Raw genomic sequence first — 15173 nt, forward strand, 5'->3', positions numbered from 1 at the left:
AGTGGTGCTGCCGGGGGCGGGCGACGGAGCGGGCGCGGGCAGAGTCGGGCGCAAGGAGCGTTCGTGGGGCGTGCGGAGGAGTTGCGGGCGTACGCGGCGAACCTGGACGCGGGGGCCGACGCGCCGGATGCCCGCTTCCTGTTCCACGTCCACGGCAACGCCGGCGTCGGCAAGTCGTCCCTCGTGCGGAGGTTCGCGCAGCTCGCGCGGGAGCGCGGGGCGCTGACCGCCGTGCTCGACGAGTCCGCGGGCGCGGTGCCGGAGGTGCTGGAGGGGATCTGCGGGCAGTTCGCGGCGCAGGGGCAGCAGCTCAAGCCGGTGGAGAAGCTGTTGGCGACGTACCGGCAGCGGCGGTACGAGGCCGAGTCGGCCGCCGCCGCGTTGTACGCGCCGGACGCGGGCGCGCCCGCCGGGCCCAACCCCTGGGCCGCGCTCGTCGCCCAGGCGTCGCTCGTCGGGGTCGGGGCGGTGCTGCCCGGGGTCGGGGGTGCGGTGGATCCGGTGCGGCTCGTGGAGGGGGCGGAGCAGCTGCGCGGGGTGTTGATGCGGCAGTTCGGCAGGGCGGAGGACGTCCAGCTGGTGCTGGACCCGGTGCGGGTGATCAGCCCGGTGTTCGCGGACGAGGCGGACCGGGTCGCGGCCAAGGTGCCCTGGGTGGCGCTCTTCTTCGACACGTACGAGCGCACCGGGCCCCTCCTCGACCCCTGGTTGCGCGGGCTGCTGGCGGGGCCGGGGCCGTTGGGCGGGCCGTACGGGCAGCTTCCGGGCAACGTCGTCGTCACCACCTGCGGGCAGCGCCCGTCCGATCCGGCCGTCTGGGGCGACCACGCCGGACTGGTCACCGAGCTGCCGCTGCCGCCGTTCACGGACGCGGAGGCGCGCGAGCTGCTGGCGGCCAAGGAGGTGCGGGACGAGGACGTCGTACGGGACGTGCTGCGGCTGTCGGGCCGGCTGCCGGTGCTGGTGTCCATGCTCGCCGAGAACGCCGGGCGGCCCGGCGGCATCGACGACCCCAGCGCCACCGCCGTCGAGCGCTTCCTGAAGTGGGAGCACGACGCCCGGCGCAGGTCCGCGGCGCTGCACGGCGCGCTGCCGCGCCACCTCGACGAGGACGTCCTCGCCGTGGCGACACAGCAAGCGCCGGACGCACAGGACGACGCGGAGGGGCTGTTCGGCTGGCTGCTCGGGCTGCCGTTCGTCAGCGACCGCGGCGGCCGGGCCCGCTACCACGACGTCGTACGCGACCCCATGCTGCGGCTCCAGCGCAACCGCTCCCCGCAGCGCTGGCGCGCCGCCCACACCCGGCTCGCGGAGGCGTACGCGAACTGGGCGGCGGAGGAAGCGGGCGGGGAGGACGCCGAGGGGCAGGACGCGGCCGGGCTGTGGACGGTGGACGCCTGGCGGGCCGCGCGCGTCGAGGAGGTGTACCACCGGCTGTGCGCCCGCCCGCGCACCGGGCTGCCGGCCGCCCTGCGGGACGGCGTCTCCGCCGCCCACGCGTCGCCGGCCGCCGCCCGCCAGTGGGCCGCGGCGGTCGCCGACGCCGGCACGGACGCCGACAGCGACTCCCTGCGCGCCCTGGGCGCCGCGTGCCTGGCGGCCGTCGCCGACGAGTCCCGGCGCTGCACCGCACTGCTCGGCGTCGTCGTCGACCGCGCCGAGGCGGACGACGCGACCCGCTGCCGCGCCCTGCTGGTGCGCGCCCGCGACCACCACCGGCTCGGCGCGTTCGACGAGGCCGCGGCCGACTGCCGGGCCGCGATCGCGCTCGGCGCGGACACCGTCACCGCCCACCACGAACTCGGCGAGAACCTGCGCCTGGGCCGGCAGTACGAGGAAGCCCTCGCCGCGTACGACGTCGTCCTCGCGCACGACCCCGACGCGCCGCGGACCACCGCCAGCAGGGGCCTGGTCAAGCACCGGCTCGGCCGGCACGAGGAGGCGCTGGCCGACCTGGACCGGGCCGTCGCCGCCAACCCCCGGTACGCCTGGGCCCTGGTGGCGCGCTCCGACGCGAAACGGGCGCTGGGGGACCGGGCCGGCGCGCTCGCCGACGCGTCCGCCGCCGGCGCGATCGAGCCGGACAACGCCTGGGTCGTCGCCTCCCACGCCGAGACCCTGCGCCACTTCGAGCAGTACGAGGAGGCCGTCGCCCTCTTCGACCGCGCCCTGCTCCTGAACCCCGACTACACCTGGGCGCTCGGCAGTCGGGCCATGGCCCGGCACCGCCTCGGCCAGGTCGACGCGGCCCTGGCGGACCTGGCGGACGCGATCGACCGCAACCCCGCGTACGGGTGGGCGCTGCTGCGCAGGGCCGAGATCCACCGGGAACGCGGTGACGTGGACGCCGAGTTCGTCGACCTCGACCGGCTGGTGGAGGTCAACCCGGACCCGGCGCCCGCCCTGGCGCGCCGGGCCGCGGCGCATCTGCACCACGGCCGCACCGGCGCGGCACTCGCCGACGTGCGCCGGATGGTGGAGCTGGGGGAGGCGGCGGGGGCACTGGCGGTCCTGGCCGAGCCGGCGTTCGCGGCGGTGCCGGAGGCGCGGGAGCTGGCGCAGGCGCTGGCGCGCACGCCCGCGCGCGGCCCCGGCACTGACGCCTGACGTCCGCGGACGCGTGCCGCGGGGCGTGACGCTCGCGCGGTCGACGTGCGGAGGAAAGCGTGAGGTGTCTCGCACTGAGGGTGGGGTTCCATCTCGTTCGATTACAGTGCTGCGCCGGGCACGCAAACGGGTGGGCGCGCGTACGGCCGCATCCGCACACGGGCTCGCAGCACGGCGTACGGCACGCGCCGTACGGCACGAGAGCACGGCAGTCGAGCAGCACACGTCGAGGGAGGCGCACGGTGAGCACAGTGGCCACGGGCGTCTGGGGGCGTGCCGAGCAGCAGGACTTCCGCTCCCGGGTGCGCGGCGCGCTCCTCGGCGCCGCCGTCGGCGACGCCCTCGGTGCCGGAGTGACGGCGCTGACGGTGGAGGAGATCCAGCAGGCGCACGGCCCGGACGGCGTCACCGACCTCGTGCCGGCCCACGGCCGCCGGGGTGCGATCACCGCGGCGACGCAGCTCACGCTCTTCACCGTGGACGGCCTGATCCGCGCCCAGGTCCGCCGGGACACCGGCGCCTGGCACCCGCCGACGGACGTCCACCGCGCGTATCTGCGCTGGGCCGCGACCCAGCGCGACTGGGGCCCCGACGAGCGCCGCAAGGACAACGGCTGGCTGGCCCGCGAGGAGTGGCTGTACGCCTGCCGGGACGCCCCCAAGGCCAGCCTCCTCGGCCTCGGCGACGACACCTTGGGCACCTTGGAGACCCCGAAGAACCCCACCGCCCGCGACGCCGGGGCCCTCGCCCGCTCGGCGCCGTTCGGGCTGCTGGTGGGCTGGGAGCCGCAGTTGGTGTGCCAACTGGCGGTGGAGTGCGCGGCGCAGACCCACGGCCACCCGACGGCGTACCTGTCGGCGGGCGCGTACGCGGTCGTCGTGCACGGCCTGGCGCGCGGCGAGACCCTGGACGCCGCCGTGCAGCGGGCCCTCGCGCAGATCGGCTCCCGCCCCGGCCACCAGCCCGTCACGGACGGCCTGAAGCACGCGCTCGGCGCCGTGCGCCAGGGCATCCCGAGCCCGTCCCGCGTCGCGGAACTCGGCGAGGGCCACCACGCGGAGGACGCCCTGTCGATCGCGGTGTACTGCGCACTGGTCGCCGAGGACGTCCGCCACGGCCTGCGCCTGGCGGTGAACCACGACGGCCCGTCCCAGGTCACCGGCGTCCTCACGGGCGCACTGCTGGGCGCGCTGCACGGCGAGACCGCGCTGCCGCCTGCCTGGCTCGCGGAGTTGGAGGGCCGGCCCACGGTGCTGGAGCTGGCGGACGACTTCTCGATGGAGATGACCCAGGGCCCGGCGCTCCACAGCCCCACGGTCACGTCGCCGGGGTGGCTGGCCCGCTACCCCCGGGCCTGACGAGCCTGCGTGACGCGTGACGCGTGACGCGTGACGTCCGTACGGGCGTCACGGCGTGCACGCCGCCGCGACCGAGAGGCTGTTCTCGTAGAGGTGGTGCCGGGTGATCCGGCCGTCCTCCACGGTGAGGCGCAGCGCGAACGGGCCCTCGAAGGTCTTGCCCGTCGCCCGCACGGTGCCGGACAGGTGGCCCATCAGGACGGCGTCGGTGCCGTCGACGAGGAACGCGTCGAGCGTGGTGCGGGCGTCCTCGGGGACGGTGTGCGCCGCCAGCTCCGCGGCCTGGGCCGCGCACTCCGCGGCGGTGGAACGGGGCCGGATCCACGGCACGGCCGGGTTCTCCGCCAGGAGCCAGTCGACCTCGTCGGCGAAGAGCGCGGTCAGCCGCTCGGCGTCCCCGGCGAGCCGGGCCTGGATGAACTCCTGGACGACGGCGCGGGTCTGCTCGGCGACGGACGGGGCGGTGGCGGGCGGCGTGGTGCCGGTGGAACTCGTGATCATGGCGTTCTCCCCTGTGGACCCTGTGGGCCTGTGAACCCTTCGATGTGCCCGATCCTGCCGCGGGAAGGACGGACGGGCGATTACGCCGGAGGTAAAGGGCCGCCGCCGGTCAGGACGTACGCCCGCGCAGTCGCCGTACGTCCCGCACCAGCGCGTACACGGCCAGGAGCAGGATCGCGGAGCCCGCCACGACCCACAGGGGCGACGCCCCGGAGCGGTACTGGGTGAGGGACCCGACGAACAAGAGCGTGCCGGGGAGCACGCCGAAGGCCGAGATCAGGGCGCTGATGCGGTCGCTCATGCAGACATCGTCAACGGCGCGCCCATCCAACGGGCGTGCTCCGGATGAACAGTCGGCGAAACCACTCAGCCGCGCGCCGCCGCACGTCCCAACAGCGGTGCCGCCACCCCGCCGATCAGCGGGAAGACCGCGACGACCAGCACGATCCGGTCCGCGTCGAGCGAGGTGGCGAGCGCGCCCGCGACCGCCGAGCCGATGCCGCCGCCGACGAAGAACGTCAGGTTCAGCAGGGCCAGCGCACCGCCGCGCCGTCGGGGCTCCAGCCGGGCCGACAGCACGCCCGTGGCCACGACCTGCGTCACGGACATCGCGGCGAACCCGAAGGACGCCCCCGCCACCGCGACCCCCGGCCGGCCGTCGACGACACCGGTCAGGGCCAGGAGTACGGCTCCGATCAGGGACGCCGCCGCCAACAGCGCGGTGCCGCGGGTGGCGTTGCCGCGCGCCAGCCCGGCCCCCGCGTAGCGGGACAGCACCGCACCCAGCACCGCGCCCGGCAGCAGCCAGCCGCCGACCGCCAGCACGCTCCAGCCGAAGTCGCCGACCAGCAGCCGCGGCACCGCGTACATGGCGCCGAACAGGCCCGCGTACACACCGGCGCCGGTGATCGCGGCCCGGACGAACAGCGGGTCGGCGACGGTGGCCCGCGGCACGAAGCCGTCCGGCCGCACCACGATCCGCCGCCCGAGCAGCAGCGCGGAGACGACCAGCAGGGCCGCGGTCACCACCACCGCGCCCGTGGACAGCGACAGCGCCGACGACTGGACGAGGACGAGCAGGGACCCCGCGGTCACGGTCAACAGGGCCGCCCCGAAGCCGTCCACGGAGCTGACGGAACGCCCGCCCGCTGCCGCGACCCCCGTGCGCGGCACCAGCGGCAGGACGAACGGCAGGGCGAGGACGGAGAGCACCGGCAGCACCAGCGTGAGCCGCCAGGTCAGCCACTCCGTCACCACGCCGCCCGCGAGCGTGGCGCCCGCGGAGAAGACGGCCATCGTCGCGCCGAAGACGACGAGCACCGGACCACGCCGTTCGGGCGCGGACGCCGCGGTGAGCGCGAGCGCCGCCGCCGACAGCGCACCGGAGCCCGCGGCGAGCAGGAACCGCCCGGTGACGAGGGCGCCGATGCCGGGCGCGGCCAGGCAGACCGCGGTGCCGGCGGTGAGCAGCAGCACGCCCACGAGCAGCACCGGACGTATGCCGCGGACGTCCGCGAGGCGCCCGGCGAGCGCGGTGCCGACGCCGAGGGCGAGGGCGTGCACGGTGAGCACCCAGGCCGTGGCGGACGGGCTCGCGCCGAGCGCCCGGCCGACGTCGGGCAGCGCGATCCCGGCCGCGGTCACGCCGAAGACGGCCGGCCCGAACAGCGCCCCGAGGCGTACGCCCACGGACACGGCGCTCGGACCGGAACGTGAACCGGAACCCGCCCCGACGGGTTCGGGCGAGTGGGGTGAGTTGTGCGGCGCTGGCTTCCGGGAGGACGCATCGACGGGCATGGGCGCTGGACTCCGTTCCCTCAACAAAGAGGCCGGTGGATGGACACGGAGGAGTCTGCGGAGCGCACGTCGGCGTTCCCATCCCTCAACTGAGGGGTGGAGAGGGGGCCGGGGGCGGGGAATACCCGCAGCCGCGACCCTGTTGCGACGACTACACCGCCAACGGCCGGGAGGCTGCATGCGCCCGCACCAGCCACCGCACGGAGCGCCGCGCCCCGCCCGTCGACCGCTCGCCTCCGTGCCCCCGGCCCGCACGGCCCGCACCGCCCGCTCCCGTCCCGCGACCACCGCCGCCCGCGCCGAACTGCTCCGCAGTGCCGAACGCGCCCCGCACCCCCTCGCCCTCTTCGTCGCGGCCTCCACCCGGCTGCGCCGCCTCATGCCGTACGACGCGGCCGTGTGGCGGGCCACCGACCCCGAGACGGGCCTGATGACCGCGCCCGTCCACGCCGAGCACGCCGACGCCCACGGCTGCGCCGCGTACTGGGACATCGAGCTGTCCACGGAGCGGATCAACCGCTACGGCGAGCTGGCGCGGCGCGCCGTGCCCGTCGCCGGACTGCACCACACCACCGGTGGAGCACCCGAACGCAGCCCCCTGTACCGGCACTTCCTGCGCGCCCGCGGGCTCCACGACGAACTACGCGTCGTGCTGGCGCTCGACGGCCGGCCCCACGGCACCGTCAGCCTCTTCCGCGCCGAGGGCCGCCGGGCCTTCGACGCCGCGGACACCGCGCTCGCCGCCTCGCTCGTCACCCCGCTGGCGCGCCGACTGCGTTCGTACGCCGCCCAGCGCCCCGAAGCGCCCCCCGACGCAGCCCCCTCGGGCCCCGGTCTGCTGGTCTTCGACGGTTCCGGTGCCCTGGTCTCCGCCAACGACGCCGCCCACCACCACCTCGACCGGCTCCCCGACGGCCCCCGCGAACCCGCCGCGGCGCCGGGCCCGCCCGTCCCCGCCTGGCTGCGCGGACTCACCCTCCGGGCCCGCGCCGGCGCCACCGACCCCGTACGCCTGCGGCTGCGCACCCGCGACGGCGCCTGGCTGGTGTGCCACGCCACCGCGCTGCGCCCGGCCGGCACCGCCGTCGTCCTGGAGCCGGCCAAACCCTCCGACGTCCTGCCCCTGCTCGCCGACGCCTTCGACCTGTCGGAGCGGGAGCTGGAGGTCTGCGCCCGGATCGCCCGCGGCCTGCCGACCGCCGGCATCGCCGCCGAGCTGCTGCTGTCCCCGCACACCGTCCGCGACCACGTGAAGGCCGTGTTCGAGAAGACGGGAGTGACCTCGCGGGGCGAACTCGTCAGCCTGCTCTACCTGGACCGCACGGCCACCGCCGACATCGCGACAACCGACGTGCCCGCCCGGGAGGTTGGCTAGCATCCCGCCATGGATGCCTCCACCCTCGCCGTCCGCCTCGCGTCCAGCGCCCTGGCCCCGCTGATCAGGAAACTGTTCGTGCCGGGCGAGCCGGGCGCCGGGCTGGCGGACAAACCGGTGCGGCTGGCCGCCCTGGTGTCCTTCCGCGGCGAACGGCGCACCCTCGACGAGAAGGGGCTGCGCAAGCTCGCCGCCGTGCTCGTCGCCCGCGCCGCCGACGCGTACGGCCCCAACGAAGCACCGGACGGTCGGATACGCGACGAGCTCACCGACGCCCTGACGACCGCCCTGCACAGCCTCGGCGACCTCGACATGGACGACGTGCAGGCCGTACGCCTGGGGCATCAGGAGTTCGCCGCCCGCCTCACCCGCCCCGCGGGCCTGTCGGCCGAGGCCGCCGCGTACTTCGATCCCCTGCTGCACTCCGCCTGCCTGCACGTCCTGGAGTTCTTCACCACCCGCTCCACCTTCGTCGCCCGCACCCTCGTCGAGCAGTCCCGCGCGGTCGAACGGCTCGTCGCCGCCACCGATCTGCTGCTGGAACGCAACCCGTCCCCGCTCGCCGTGGACACCCGCTTCGAGCAGCGCTACGCCGAACACGTACAGCGCAAGCACGGCGAACTGACGATCTACGGGCTGGACCTCAACCACGCCCGCGAGTGGCCGCTGGACGCCGCGTACGTCTCCCTGGAAGTCACGGCGGACGGGCCCGTGGAAGCCCCGGTGGCGCTGCCGGCCGAACACGCCCTCGCCGGCCAGGGCCGCGTCCTGCTGCGCGGCGCCGCGGGCTCCGGCAAGACGACCCTCGTGCAGTGGCTCGCGGTCGTCACCGCCCGCCAGGACCTCGCCGTACTCGGCGGGCACCTGTCGCACCTGATCGGCCGGGTGCCGTTCGTGCTGCCGATGCGCCGGGTGCTGCGCGACGGGCAGCCGCCGACCCCGGACGAGTTCCTGCACGCCGTACGCTCCGCCATCGCCGGCTCCCAGCCGAAGGGTTGGGTGGACCGCGTGCTGCGCGCCGGCCGCGCGCTGCTCCTCGTCGACGGCGTGGACGAGATCCCGCAGCGCGAACGCGACGCGACCCGTCGCTGGATGCGGGAGCTGATGGCGGAGTTCCCCGGCAACCTGTGGCTGGTCACCACCCGCCCGCTCTCCGTCGCCGACGACTGGCTGACCGGCGAACGCTTCACCGGACTCACCCTCGCCCCCATGCAGCGCACGGAGGTCGAACGCTTCGTCCGCCGCTGGCACGCCGCGGCCGGCGCGGACGACGCCCTCGCCGGCGCGCTCATCGACGCCGTCCACACCAACGACGACCTCGGCCGTCTCGCCGTCAACCCCCTGATGTGTGGCCTGCTGTGCGCACTGCACCGCGAACGCCACGGCTTCCTCCCGCACGGCCGCAAGGAGCTGTACGAGGCGGCGCTGCGGATGCTGCTGGAGCGGCGGGACGTGGAACGCGGCGTGGCGACGGACGGCGAACTGCGCCTGTCCTCCGACACCAGCATCGCGCTGCTCCAGAAGCTGGCGCACTGGCTGGTGCGCAACGGCCGCTCCGAGATGTCCCGCGAGGACGCCCTCGCCCAGCTCACGCGCTCGCTCACGTACATGAGCCACGTCCCCGAGCCCCCGGAACGCGTCCTGCGCCACCTCACCGAACGCTCCGGCCTGCTCCGGGAGCCGGCCGCGGGCCGCCTCGACTTCGTCCACCGCACCTTCCAGGACTACCTGGCGGCGAAGGCCCTGGTGGAGGAGGGCGACTTCCCGCTGCTGCTGGACCGCGCGCACGACGACCTGTGGGAGGACGTCGTACGGATGGCGGTCGCGCTGGGACGGCCGGGGGAGCGGGCGCGGATCGTGAACGGCCTCCTGGACCGCAGCGTGCCGACGGAGAACGCCCTGCGCCGCATCCTCCTCGCCGCGTCCTGCTTGGACCAGGCGCTGGAGATCGACCCCGCGGTGGTGGAGCGGACTCAGGGCCTGGTCGCGGACCTCATCCCGCCGCTGAACGGGGTGATGGCGCGGAAGCTGGCCGAGGCCGGCGGGTCCTTGGTGGCCCGGCTGCTGCCGGGCCCGGAGGGGCTGACGGAGGAGGAGGCCGTGTTCGTGATGTCGGCCGCCTCGTACATCGGCACGGACGCAGCGCTTGCTGTGCTCGTCCGCTACCGGGACCATCCGTCCCTGAGCGTGCGGCGGCAACTCGCCTGGGGGTGGGACCGGTTCGACACCGATCGGTACGCGGCACAGATCCTGGCCCACCTCGACCCGAGGGGCCTGTACTTCACCCTTCACTCCGTGGACCACCTCAAGGCGCTGCGGGAGCTGGGTGGCCGGGAGCGGGTCCAAGTCAACTTCGAGTACGGCGTCAGCGAGCTGGTCGAGCATCTCGATCCCAAGCTCCTCACCCACCTCTGGCTCCCGTCCGGCTACGCCGACACGGGCGAGCGGTGGCTGGCTGAGTTCCCCAAGCTCCGCTTTCTGTTGGTTCCCGGGGACGACGAGGTGAGGGAGGAGATGCTGCCTCCGGGTGTCGACGTTCAGCAGCTCGACACGCCCTACTGGGCCGCGTTGGAAGCAGCCCTGGAACGCGCGGAGTCGGAGGCCACGTAGCCACCCGCGTCAGCGCATCAGCTCGCCCGCGTTCACCAGCAGTGACTGGCCGGTGATCGCCCGGGCGCGGTCGGAGGCCAGGAAGACCGCCGCGTCGGCCACGTCCCCGTCCGTCGCGAGCGCGGGCAGCGCCATCCGTTCCGTGAGCCGGTCCAGCACCGTGGCCTCCGGCACGCCCTCCGCCTGCGCCGCGTACCGTACGTACGCCTGCACCTGCGGCCCCCACATCCACCCCGGCACGACCGTGTTCACCCGGATCCGGTCCGGCCCGAGTTCGTGCGCGAGCGAGTACATCGCCGAGGTGAGCGCGCCTTTCGACGCGGCGTACGCCGTCTGCTGCACCTGCGTCGGCGCGGCCACCGCCGACTGCGTCCCGATGAAGACGACCGCGCCGCCCCCGGCCTTCTTGAGCGCGGGCAGGCAGGCGCGGGTCATCCGCAGGGTGCCGAGCAGATTGACGTCCACGGCCTGCCGCCAGTCGGCGAAGTCCTCGTCGGCGTCGGCCAGTCCGCCGAGGAGGGTGTCCAGCGCGGCGACGTGCACGACGGCGTCGATCCCGCCGAACGTATCGACGGCGAGCGCGGCGAGGGCGTTGCACTGGGCCTGGTCCGTGATGTCCGTGCGCCGGTACGCGGCGCGGCCCCCCTCCGGGTCGATCTCCCGCGCCGCCGAGGCGAGGTTCGCTTCCGTACGCGCCCCGAGTACGGCCCGTCCCCCGTCCCGCACGACGGCCGCCGCGACCCGCTGCCCGAGCCCGGGACCGACGCCGGACACGACCACGGTTTTTCCCTGCAACAGCATCGGACACCTCCGGGCTCGGGAACTGACCTGACGGCCCGTCAGGGTAGAGCGCCCCACCCGCGGAAGGAACCCACGAGCCCGCCCGGCCGCGGCCCTTGCCCTGGCGCGACCGAGCGGGCGTCGTGGTGCCCGCCCCCGGGGCCGGGGCAGTGCCCTCGGGGGCGGGCGGCTTGTGTGGCTTCAGGGGTAGTCGATCTCGAAGGAGCACCGGCCGGTGTGGCCGAGGGGGAGGAAGCAGGTGTCGTCCTGGCCGGGGGGTGCGCCGTTCGGCGTGTTGCAGTCGGCGAGCATCACCAGCTCTTCCGGTTCGACCCCGTCGCGCCAGCGGGCCCACAGGCTGCCGGGGTGGGGTATCGGTAACGGCCGTACGAGCGCGGCGTGCGCGTCGCCCGCGTGCTCGGCCTGTTCGGAGTGTTCGCCGAGTTCGCAGACGAGTACGGTGGCGACCTCCTCGCTCCCGCCCGGCCCCCGAACTTCGAGCGCGTCCAGCATCAACTCGGCCGGCAGCGCGACGACCGCGGCGCAGTTCCGCTGCCGGGCCGGACGCCGGGGCCTCACAGTCCCTGCCTGCTGTTGGCGTTCCGCTCGGCGAGCACGGGCGCGATCTGATCGACGACCGTGGCGGGCCGGATGACGTCGCGCGGAGCGTCCCACTCGATCCCGCCGCGGGGCGGGCGGAGTGCGTAGTAGTTGCGGTACGCCTCCATGACGACGCCGAGCGCGTTGGTCTCGGTGTCGTAGGCGAGCGCGCCGACCGGGAGTTCGGCGCTGGGGTCAGACATGACCACTCCTCTCTGTAGCGAAGCGACTACCAAGGGCTGTCAGCGTGACCTAGGCTGGGCTCACTCTTCAACGGAACCTCGGTGGGAGGGCACCTTGGTCAATCGCAAGGAGCTGAATCCGAATGCTTCGCCGCAGGCGGCGTTCGGGGCGCGGTTACGCAGTTTGCGTGAGGCGCGGGGATTGAGGCAGGACGAACTCGGGGCGCTGATGGGCTACTCGGGCAAGCACATCTCGGCGATCGAAACCGGACGCAAGACTCCAAGTCTCCCCTTTTCGCGTGCTACTGACGTCGCCTTCGGTCTCGAAGGCACCGGGGACACTTTCGAACGTGCGTGGCGCGAACTGAAGCACGGTGCGTTGCTGGAGGGGTTTCCCGAGTACGTGGGGTACGAGAGCCGGGCGGTTGAGATCCGGCTGTACGAAGTGGGTGTCGTCCCGGGTCTGCTCCAGACGCCTGAGTACGCTTCGGCGCTCGCGCAGGAACAGGTCAAGCGGGGAGCGATCACGCCTGCCCAGGCGCACGAGCGGGTGTCACTCCTCGCGGAACGCCAAGCGGTGCTCGCCCGAACTCCACCGCCGTTGGTCCTCGTGGTCCTGGACGAGAGCTGCATCCGTCGACCGGTCGGTGAACCGGAGGTGATGCACGCCCAGTTGTCACGACTGCTTGAGTTCGCCGATCGCCCGAACACCGCACTTCAGGTAGCAGACTTCGCGATGGGGGCTCGGCGACCGTTCAGCCTGCCCGTCACGGTTGCCACATTGCCGGATCGCTCGCTGGTCTTCTACGCCGAGTCCGCTGCCCGGGGGCATGTGGAGCGTGACGGAAGGTTCGTCGCGCCAATATTGACGGACTACCATCACATGCAGAAGTACGCACTTCCCCAGGCGCAATCCCTGACCATGATCGATCAGGTACGAAAGGGCACCCCGTAATGACCGAGTCCCTCCGTTGGGTTAAGTCCTCCTACAGCGAAAACGGCGGTCAGTGCATCGAGTGGGCCCCGTCGCACACGTCCTCCACCGGCGTCGTCCCGGTCCGCGACAGCAAGCGCCCCACGGGCCCGGTGCTGCTGGTCTCTGCGGATGCCTTCGCGGGCCTCGTCGCCCTCGCCAAGACGGTCGAGGTGTAAAACACCAAGAAGAGGAACGTGATGACCAAGTCTCTCCGTTGGGTCAAGTCCTCCTACAGCAACAACGGCGGATCCTGCGTCGAATGGGCCCCCGACCACGCGCCCACCACCGGCGTCGTCCCGCTCCGCGACAGCAAGCGCCCCACGGGCCCGGTCCTGCTCGTCTCCACCGGCGCCTTCGCGGGACTCGTCGCCCTCGCCCGGGCCGCCGACGCGTAAGCGCGCAACACCGGATCGCCCCTGCGCCCCGTACGGAACCGCCGTACGGGGCGCAGCTGTCGTCCGCCGGGCTTCACCGCATCGAAATGACCGGCATGCCGGGGTGGACGAGATGCTGCCCGTTCGCGTCGACGGTGAGACAGAACGCCTCCGGACCCGGCCGGCCCGCTGCGGCGTGGGCTTCGAGGACGTGCTCCACCCGCTCCCAGAGGCGCTCCGGGCCGGCTTGCCTGACGTGCGGTTCGTCGCCGTCAGAGGTGAGGGCGGCTGTCGAACCGGTCGTGACGTCGATCAGGTACGTCGTGCCGTCGACGGTGGTGACCTGGGTGGTGGGCAGGGCCGACTGGACGAGGAAGCGGGTGAAGAACGCCTCCACCGTGGCATCGGTGAGCCAGTCGGTTCCGTGCTGCGCCGGGGTGGGGCGCGCGTCGGCAAGGAGGGACCCCCAATGGGCGGGGTTTCCGAACGCAGGCGCCTGATGGGGACGGGCGAGCATGAAGGAGACGGTGCCCGGTAGCAGGGGGCCGCTGGCGGTGCCGTCGTCGTGGACCGTGAGGAGAGCGCGGCCGAAGGCGAACTGCCAGCCGCCGATGGTGGTGAGGATCTTCCCGCCGGGACGGGTCTGGGCGAGCCACGCTCGGGGGACGGTACGCACGGAGCAGGCGGCCACGATCCGGTCGAAGGGCGCTGAAGGCCAGTAGCCGTGGAGGCCGTCCGCGACGGCGAGGTCCGGGGCGTAGCCGAGACCGTACAACGCTTCGGCGGCCTGTTCGAGGCGCCGGGTGTCGACCTCCAAGGAGGTCACGGCGGCCGACCCGTAGCGCTCGCAGGCCAGCGCGGTGGAGTAGCCGGTGCCGGTGCCGATCTCCAGGATGTCCTGGCCGTCCGCCAGGTCCGCGTCCTGCCACATCCGCAGGACCAGGGACGGCAGGGTGGACGAGGAGGTGGGGGAGCCGCCGTCGTGGGGGTGCGGCGCCTCCCAGTCGGGTTCTTCTCCGTCGAGTTGGGTGACGAGGGTCTGGTCGGCGTAGGCCGCGGTGAGCCACCGTTCCGGGCTCAGGCGGGAAGTCACGGGCTCCCATCTGGTCATGCCCTGCGGCGGCGGTGCTTCCGCCGGCAGAAAGAACCCGGGCGTGAACCGGTGCCGGGGAACGGCGCTCACGGCGTGGTGCCACCCTTCGAACCCCTCGGTCCGCGTCACGACGGCTGCCAGTTCGTCTCGTAGCTCCTGCGCGCGCTGCTCCAGTTCAGCTCCGCTTGCACTGGTCATGATCGCCGTCCTTCCGTCAGGACGCTGGCGAAGGCGCCGGCGATGTCGGCGGAGTCCGGCAGCCACCCCCGGACTGCACGGGCGAGGGCGCGCACGGTGAGGCCGGTGGTCTCTGTTCGCCTCGTCAGGACGTCAGCACCGCATTCGCCAGCGCGACGACGACACCGTCGTCGTTACAGGAACTGCCGTCGCTGATGTCGGCGTTTATGGCAAGTTTGACCACATCGGTGATGTCCACCGAAACGGTCTGTGGCTTGTTGACCTCCAGCATGATGTTCTTGCGGGTCTTCCCGTCCCCGATGATCAGTAGCTTCCCTTTGACGGCCACGGCGTTGTCGTCGAGCCCTGCGGTGAGAGTGAGTTTCTTGTACCGCTGGTTGATGCTGTACTCGGCGCCGGGCTGACAGGGGTACGTTTCGACCATGGCGTTGGGGTACGACTTGCCCCCCAGCGTCACGGATTGCAGGCTGAACTCATCGTCGGGAAAGCTCCCGAGCGGAGTGAGGTCGCTCAGTGCGACTTGTCCCGACGGCAGCGGAGGGACCGCGGGCGATTGCGAGGGGCCGCCGTCGGCCGGCACCTTGGGCGAGGTCTCGATGGTGGCCGTGGCTGTGGTCGTGGCCGTCACGGTCTCCGTGACGGTCACGGATTTGGCGGTCGGCGAGTTCACCACGCTGGGCAGCCCGAAGAATCCGAACAGCAGACCGGCGACGGCCGTGATC

Annotated in this window: 15 protein-coding genes; 7 read left to right on the forward strand and 8 right to left on the reverse strand. The window is 73.5% G+C overall.

Annotated elements, in window-relative coordinates; genetic code table 11:
- Positions 1-63 precede the first annotated feature (63 nt).
- Both AB0E05_RS30840 and AB0E05_RS30845 read left to right on the forward strand, forming a co-directional pair.
- Positions 64-2607: a tetratricopeptide repeat protein gene (locus tag AB0E05_RS30840; protein ID WP_361969653.1), complete on the forward strand. Its 2544-nt coding sequence runs from the start codon at positions 64-66 to the stop codon at positions 2605-2607.
- Between the two features lie 242 nt (positions 2608-2849).
- Complete coding sequence (locus AB0E05_RS30845; RefSeq protein WP_361969656.1) at positions 2850-3965, forward strand: ADP-ribosylglycohydrolase family protein; 1116 nt, start codon at positions 2850-2852, stop codon at positions 3963-3965.
- A 48-nt stretch (positions 3966-4013) separates the two neighbouring features.
- On the opposite strand, the gene AB0E05_RS30850 is transcribed toward AB0E05_RS30845, so the two are convergent.
- From AB0E05_RS30850 to AB0E05_RS30860, 3 genes are all read right to left on the reverse strand, one after another.
- Positions 4014-4466 carry a nuclear transport factor 2 family protein gene (locus AB0E05_RS30850; RefSeq protein ID WP_361969659.1) on the reverse strand — a complete coding sequence of 151 codons (453 nt, stop codon included), beginning with the start codon at positions 4464-4466 and terminating at the stop codon, positions 4014-4016.
- 109 nt (positions 4467-4575) lie between these two features.
- Positions 4576-4767 (reverse strand): hypothetical protein, encoded by a 192-nt coding sequence (locus AB0E05_RS30855; protein ID WP_361969662.1) that lies wholly within the window; start codon positions 4765-4767, stop codon positions 4576-4578.
- A 65-nt stretch (positions 4768-4832) separates the two neighbouring features.
- Positions 4833-6161, reverse strand: a complete 1329-nt coding sequence (locus AB0E05_RS30860) for an MFS transporter (RefSeq protein WP_361969665.1) — start codon at positions 6159-6161, stop codon at positions 4833-4835.
- Positions 6162-6441: 280 nt separating this feature from the next.
- On the opposite strand from AB0E05_RS30860, the gene AB0E05_RS30865 reads away from it, so the two are divergent.
- Together AB0E05_RS30865 and AB0E05_RS30870 are read left to right on the forward strand one after the other, a co-directional pair.
- On the forward strand, positions 6442-7638 hold the full coding sequence (locus tag AB0E05_RS30865; protein ID WP_361969668.1) for a helix-turn-helix transcriptional regulator: 1197 nt from the start codon (positions 6442-6444) through the stop codon (positions 7636-7638).
- A gap of 9 nt (positions 7639-7647) precedes the next feature.
- A complete protein-coding gene (locus tag AB0E05_RS30870; RefSeq protein ID WP_361969671.1) occupies positions 7648-10248 on the forward strand; it encodes an NACHT domain-containing protein in 2601 nt (866 codons plus the stop codon).
- Positions 10249-10257: 9 nt separating this feature from the next.
- Here AB0E05_RS30870 and AB0E05_RS30875 read toward each other — a convergent pair whose 3' ends face one another.
- The 3 genes from AB0E05_RS30875 to AB0E05_RS30885 all read right to left on the reverse strand — a co-directional run bounded on the left by AB0E05_RS30875 (position 10258) and on the right by AB0E05_RS30885 (position 11831).
- Positions 10258-11049: an SDR family oxidoreductase gene (locus AB0E05_RS30875; RefSeq protein ID WP_361969674.1), complete on the reverse strand. Its 792-nt coding sequence runs from the start codon at positions 11047-11049 to the stop codon at positions 10258-10260.
- A gap of 180 nt (positions 11050-11229) precedes the next feature.
- Positions 11230-11607 carry a hypothetical protein gene (locus AB0E05_RS30880; protein ID WP_361969677.1) on the reverse strand — a complete coding sequence of 126 codons (378 nt, stop codon included), beginning with the start codon at positions 11605-11607 and terminating at the stop codon, positions 11230-11232.
- Positions 11604-11831, reverse strand: a complete 228-nt coding sequence (locus tag AB0E05_RS30885) for a hypothetical protein (protein ID WP_361969680.1) — start codon at positions 11829-11831, stop codon at positions 11604-11606. Before AB0E05_RS30885 ends, AB0E05_RS30880 begins: the two co-directional genes overlap by 4 nt.
- A gap of 94 nt (positions 11832-11925) precedes the next feature.
- On the opposite strand from AB0E05_RS30885, the gene AB0E05_RS30890 reads away from it, so the two are divergent.
- Genes AB0E05_RS30890 through AB0E05_RS30900 form a run of 3 tightly spaced genes read left to right on the forward strand, consistent with a single transcriptional unit; the run spans position 11926 to position 13181 of the window.
- Positions 11926-12765: a helix-turn-helix transcriptional regulator gene (locus AB0E05_RS30890; RefSeq protein ID WP_361969682.1), complete on the forward strand. Its 840-nt coding sequence runs from the start codon at positions 11926-11928 to the stop codon at positions 12763-12765.
- Positions 12765-12962: a DUF397 domain-containing protein gene (locus AB0E05_RS30895; protein ID WP_361969685.1), complete on the forward strand. Its 198-nt coding sequence runs from the start codon at positions 12765-12767 to the stop codon at positions 12960-12962. The genes AB0E05_RS30890 and AB0E05_RS30895 overlap by 1 nt, the downstream gene beginning before the upstream one ends.
- A gap of 21 nt (positions 12963-12983) precedes the next feature.
- A complete protein-coding gene (locus AB0E05_RS30900) occupies positions 12984-13181 on the forward strand; it encodes a DUF397 domain-containing protein (RefSeq protein ID WP_361969688.1) in 198 nt (65 codons plus the stop codon).
- 73 nt (positions 13182-13254) lie between these two features.
- On the opposite strand, the gene tgmC is transcribed toward AB0E05_RS30900, so the two are convergent.
- A complete protein-coding gene (tgmC, locus tag AB0E05_RS30905) occupies positions 13255-14451 on the reverse strand; it encodes an ATP-grasp peptide maturase system methyltransferase (RefSeq protein WP_361969691.1) in 1197 nt (398 codons plus the stop codon).
- A 124-nt stretch (positions 14452-14575) separates the two neighbouring features.
- Positions 14576-15097, reverse strand: coding sequence for an NPCBM/NEW2 domain-containing protein (locus tag AB0E05_RS30910; protein WP_361969694.1), 522 nt, complete (start codon positions 15095-15097; stop codon positions 14576-14578).
- Positions 15098-15173 lie beyond the last annotated feature (76 nt).

Origin of the sequence: Streptomyces sp. NPDC048057 (genome assembly GCF_040653095.1) — a bacterium.
Classification (GTDB): Bacteria; Actinomycetota; Actinomycetes; order Streptomycetales; family Streptomycetaceae; genus Streptomyces.

Excerpts from the sequence above, each read along its gene's own strand:
- AB0E05_RS30895 (WP_361969685.1), top strand. The coding sequence starts at position 12,765 with ATGACCGAGTCCCTCCGTTGGGTTAAGTCCTCCTACAGCGAAAACGGC.
- AB0E05_RS30885 (WP_361969680.1), bottom strand. The coding sequence starts at position 11,831 with ATGTCTGACCCCAGCGCCGAACTCCCGGTCGGCGCGCTCGCCTACGAC.
- AB0E05_RS30900 (WP_361969688.1), top strand. The coding sequence starts at position 12,984 with ATGACCAAGTCTCTCCGTTGGGTCAAGTCCTCCTACAGCAACAACGGC.
- AB0E05_RS30865 (WP_361969668.1), top strand. The coding sequence starts at position 6,442 with ATGCGCCCGCACCAGCCACCGCACGGAGCGCCGCGCCCCGCCCGTCGA.
- tgmC (WP_361969691.1), bottom strand. The coding sequence starts at position 14,451 with ATGACCAGTGCAAGCGGAGCTGAACTGGAGCAGCGCGCGCAGGAGCTA.
- AB0E05_RS30855 (WP_361969662.1), bottom strand. The coding sequence starts at position 4,767 with ATGAGCGACCGCATCAGCGCCCTGATCTCGGCCTTCGGCGTGCTCCCC.
- AB0E05_RS30870 (WP_361969671.1), top strand. The coding sequence starts at position 7,648 with ATGGATGCCTCCACCCTCGCCGTCCGCCTCGCGTCCAGCGCCCTGGCC.
- AB0E05_RS30875 (WP_361969674.1), bottom strand. The coding sequence starts at position 11,049 with ATGCTGTTGCAGGGAAAAACCGTGGTCGTGTCCGGCGTCGGTCCCGGG.
- AB0E05_RS30850 (WP_361969659.1), bottom strand. The coding sequence starts at position 4,466 with ATGATCACGAGTTCCACCGGCACCACGCCGCCCGCCACCGCCCCGTCC.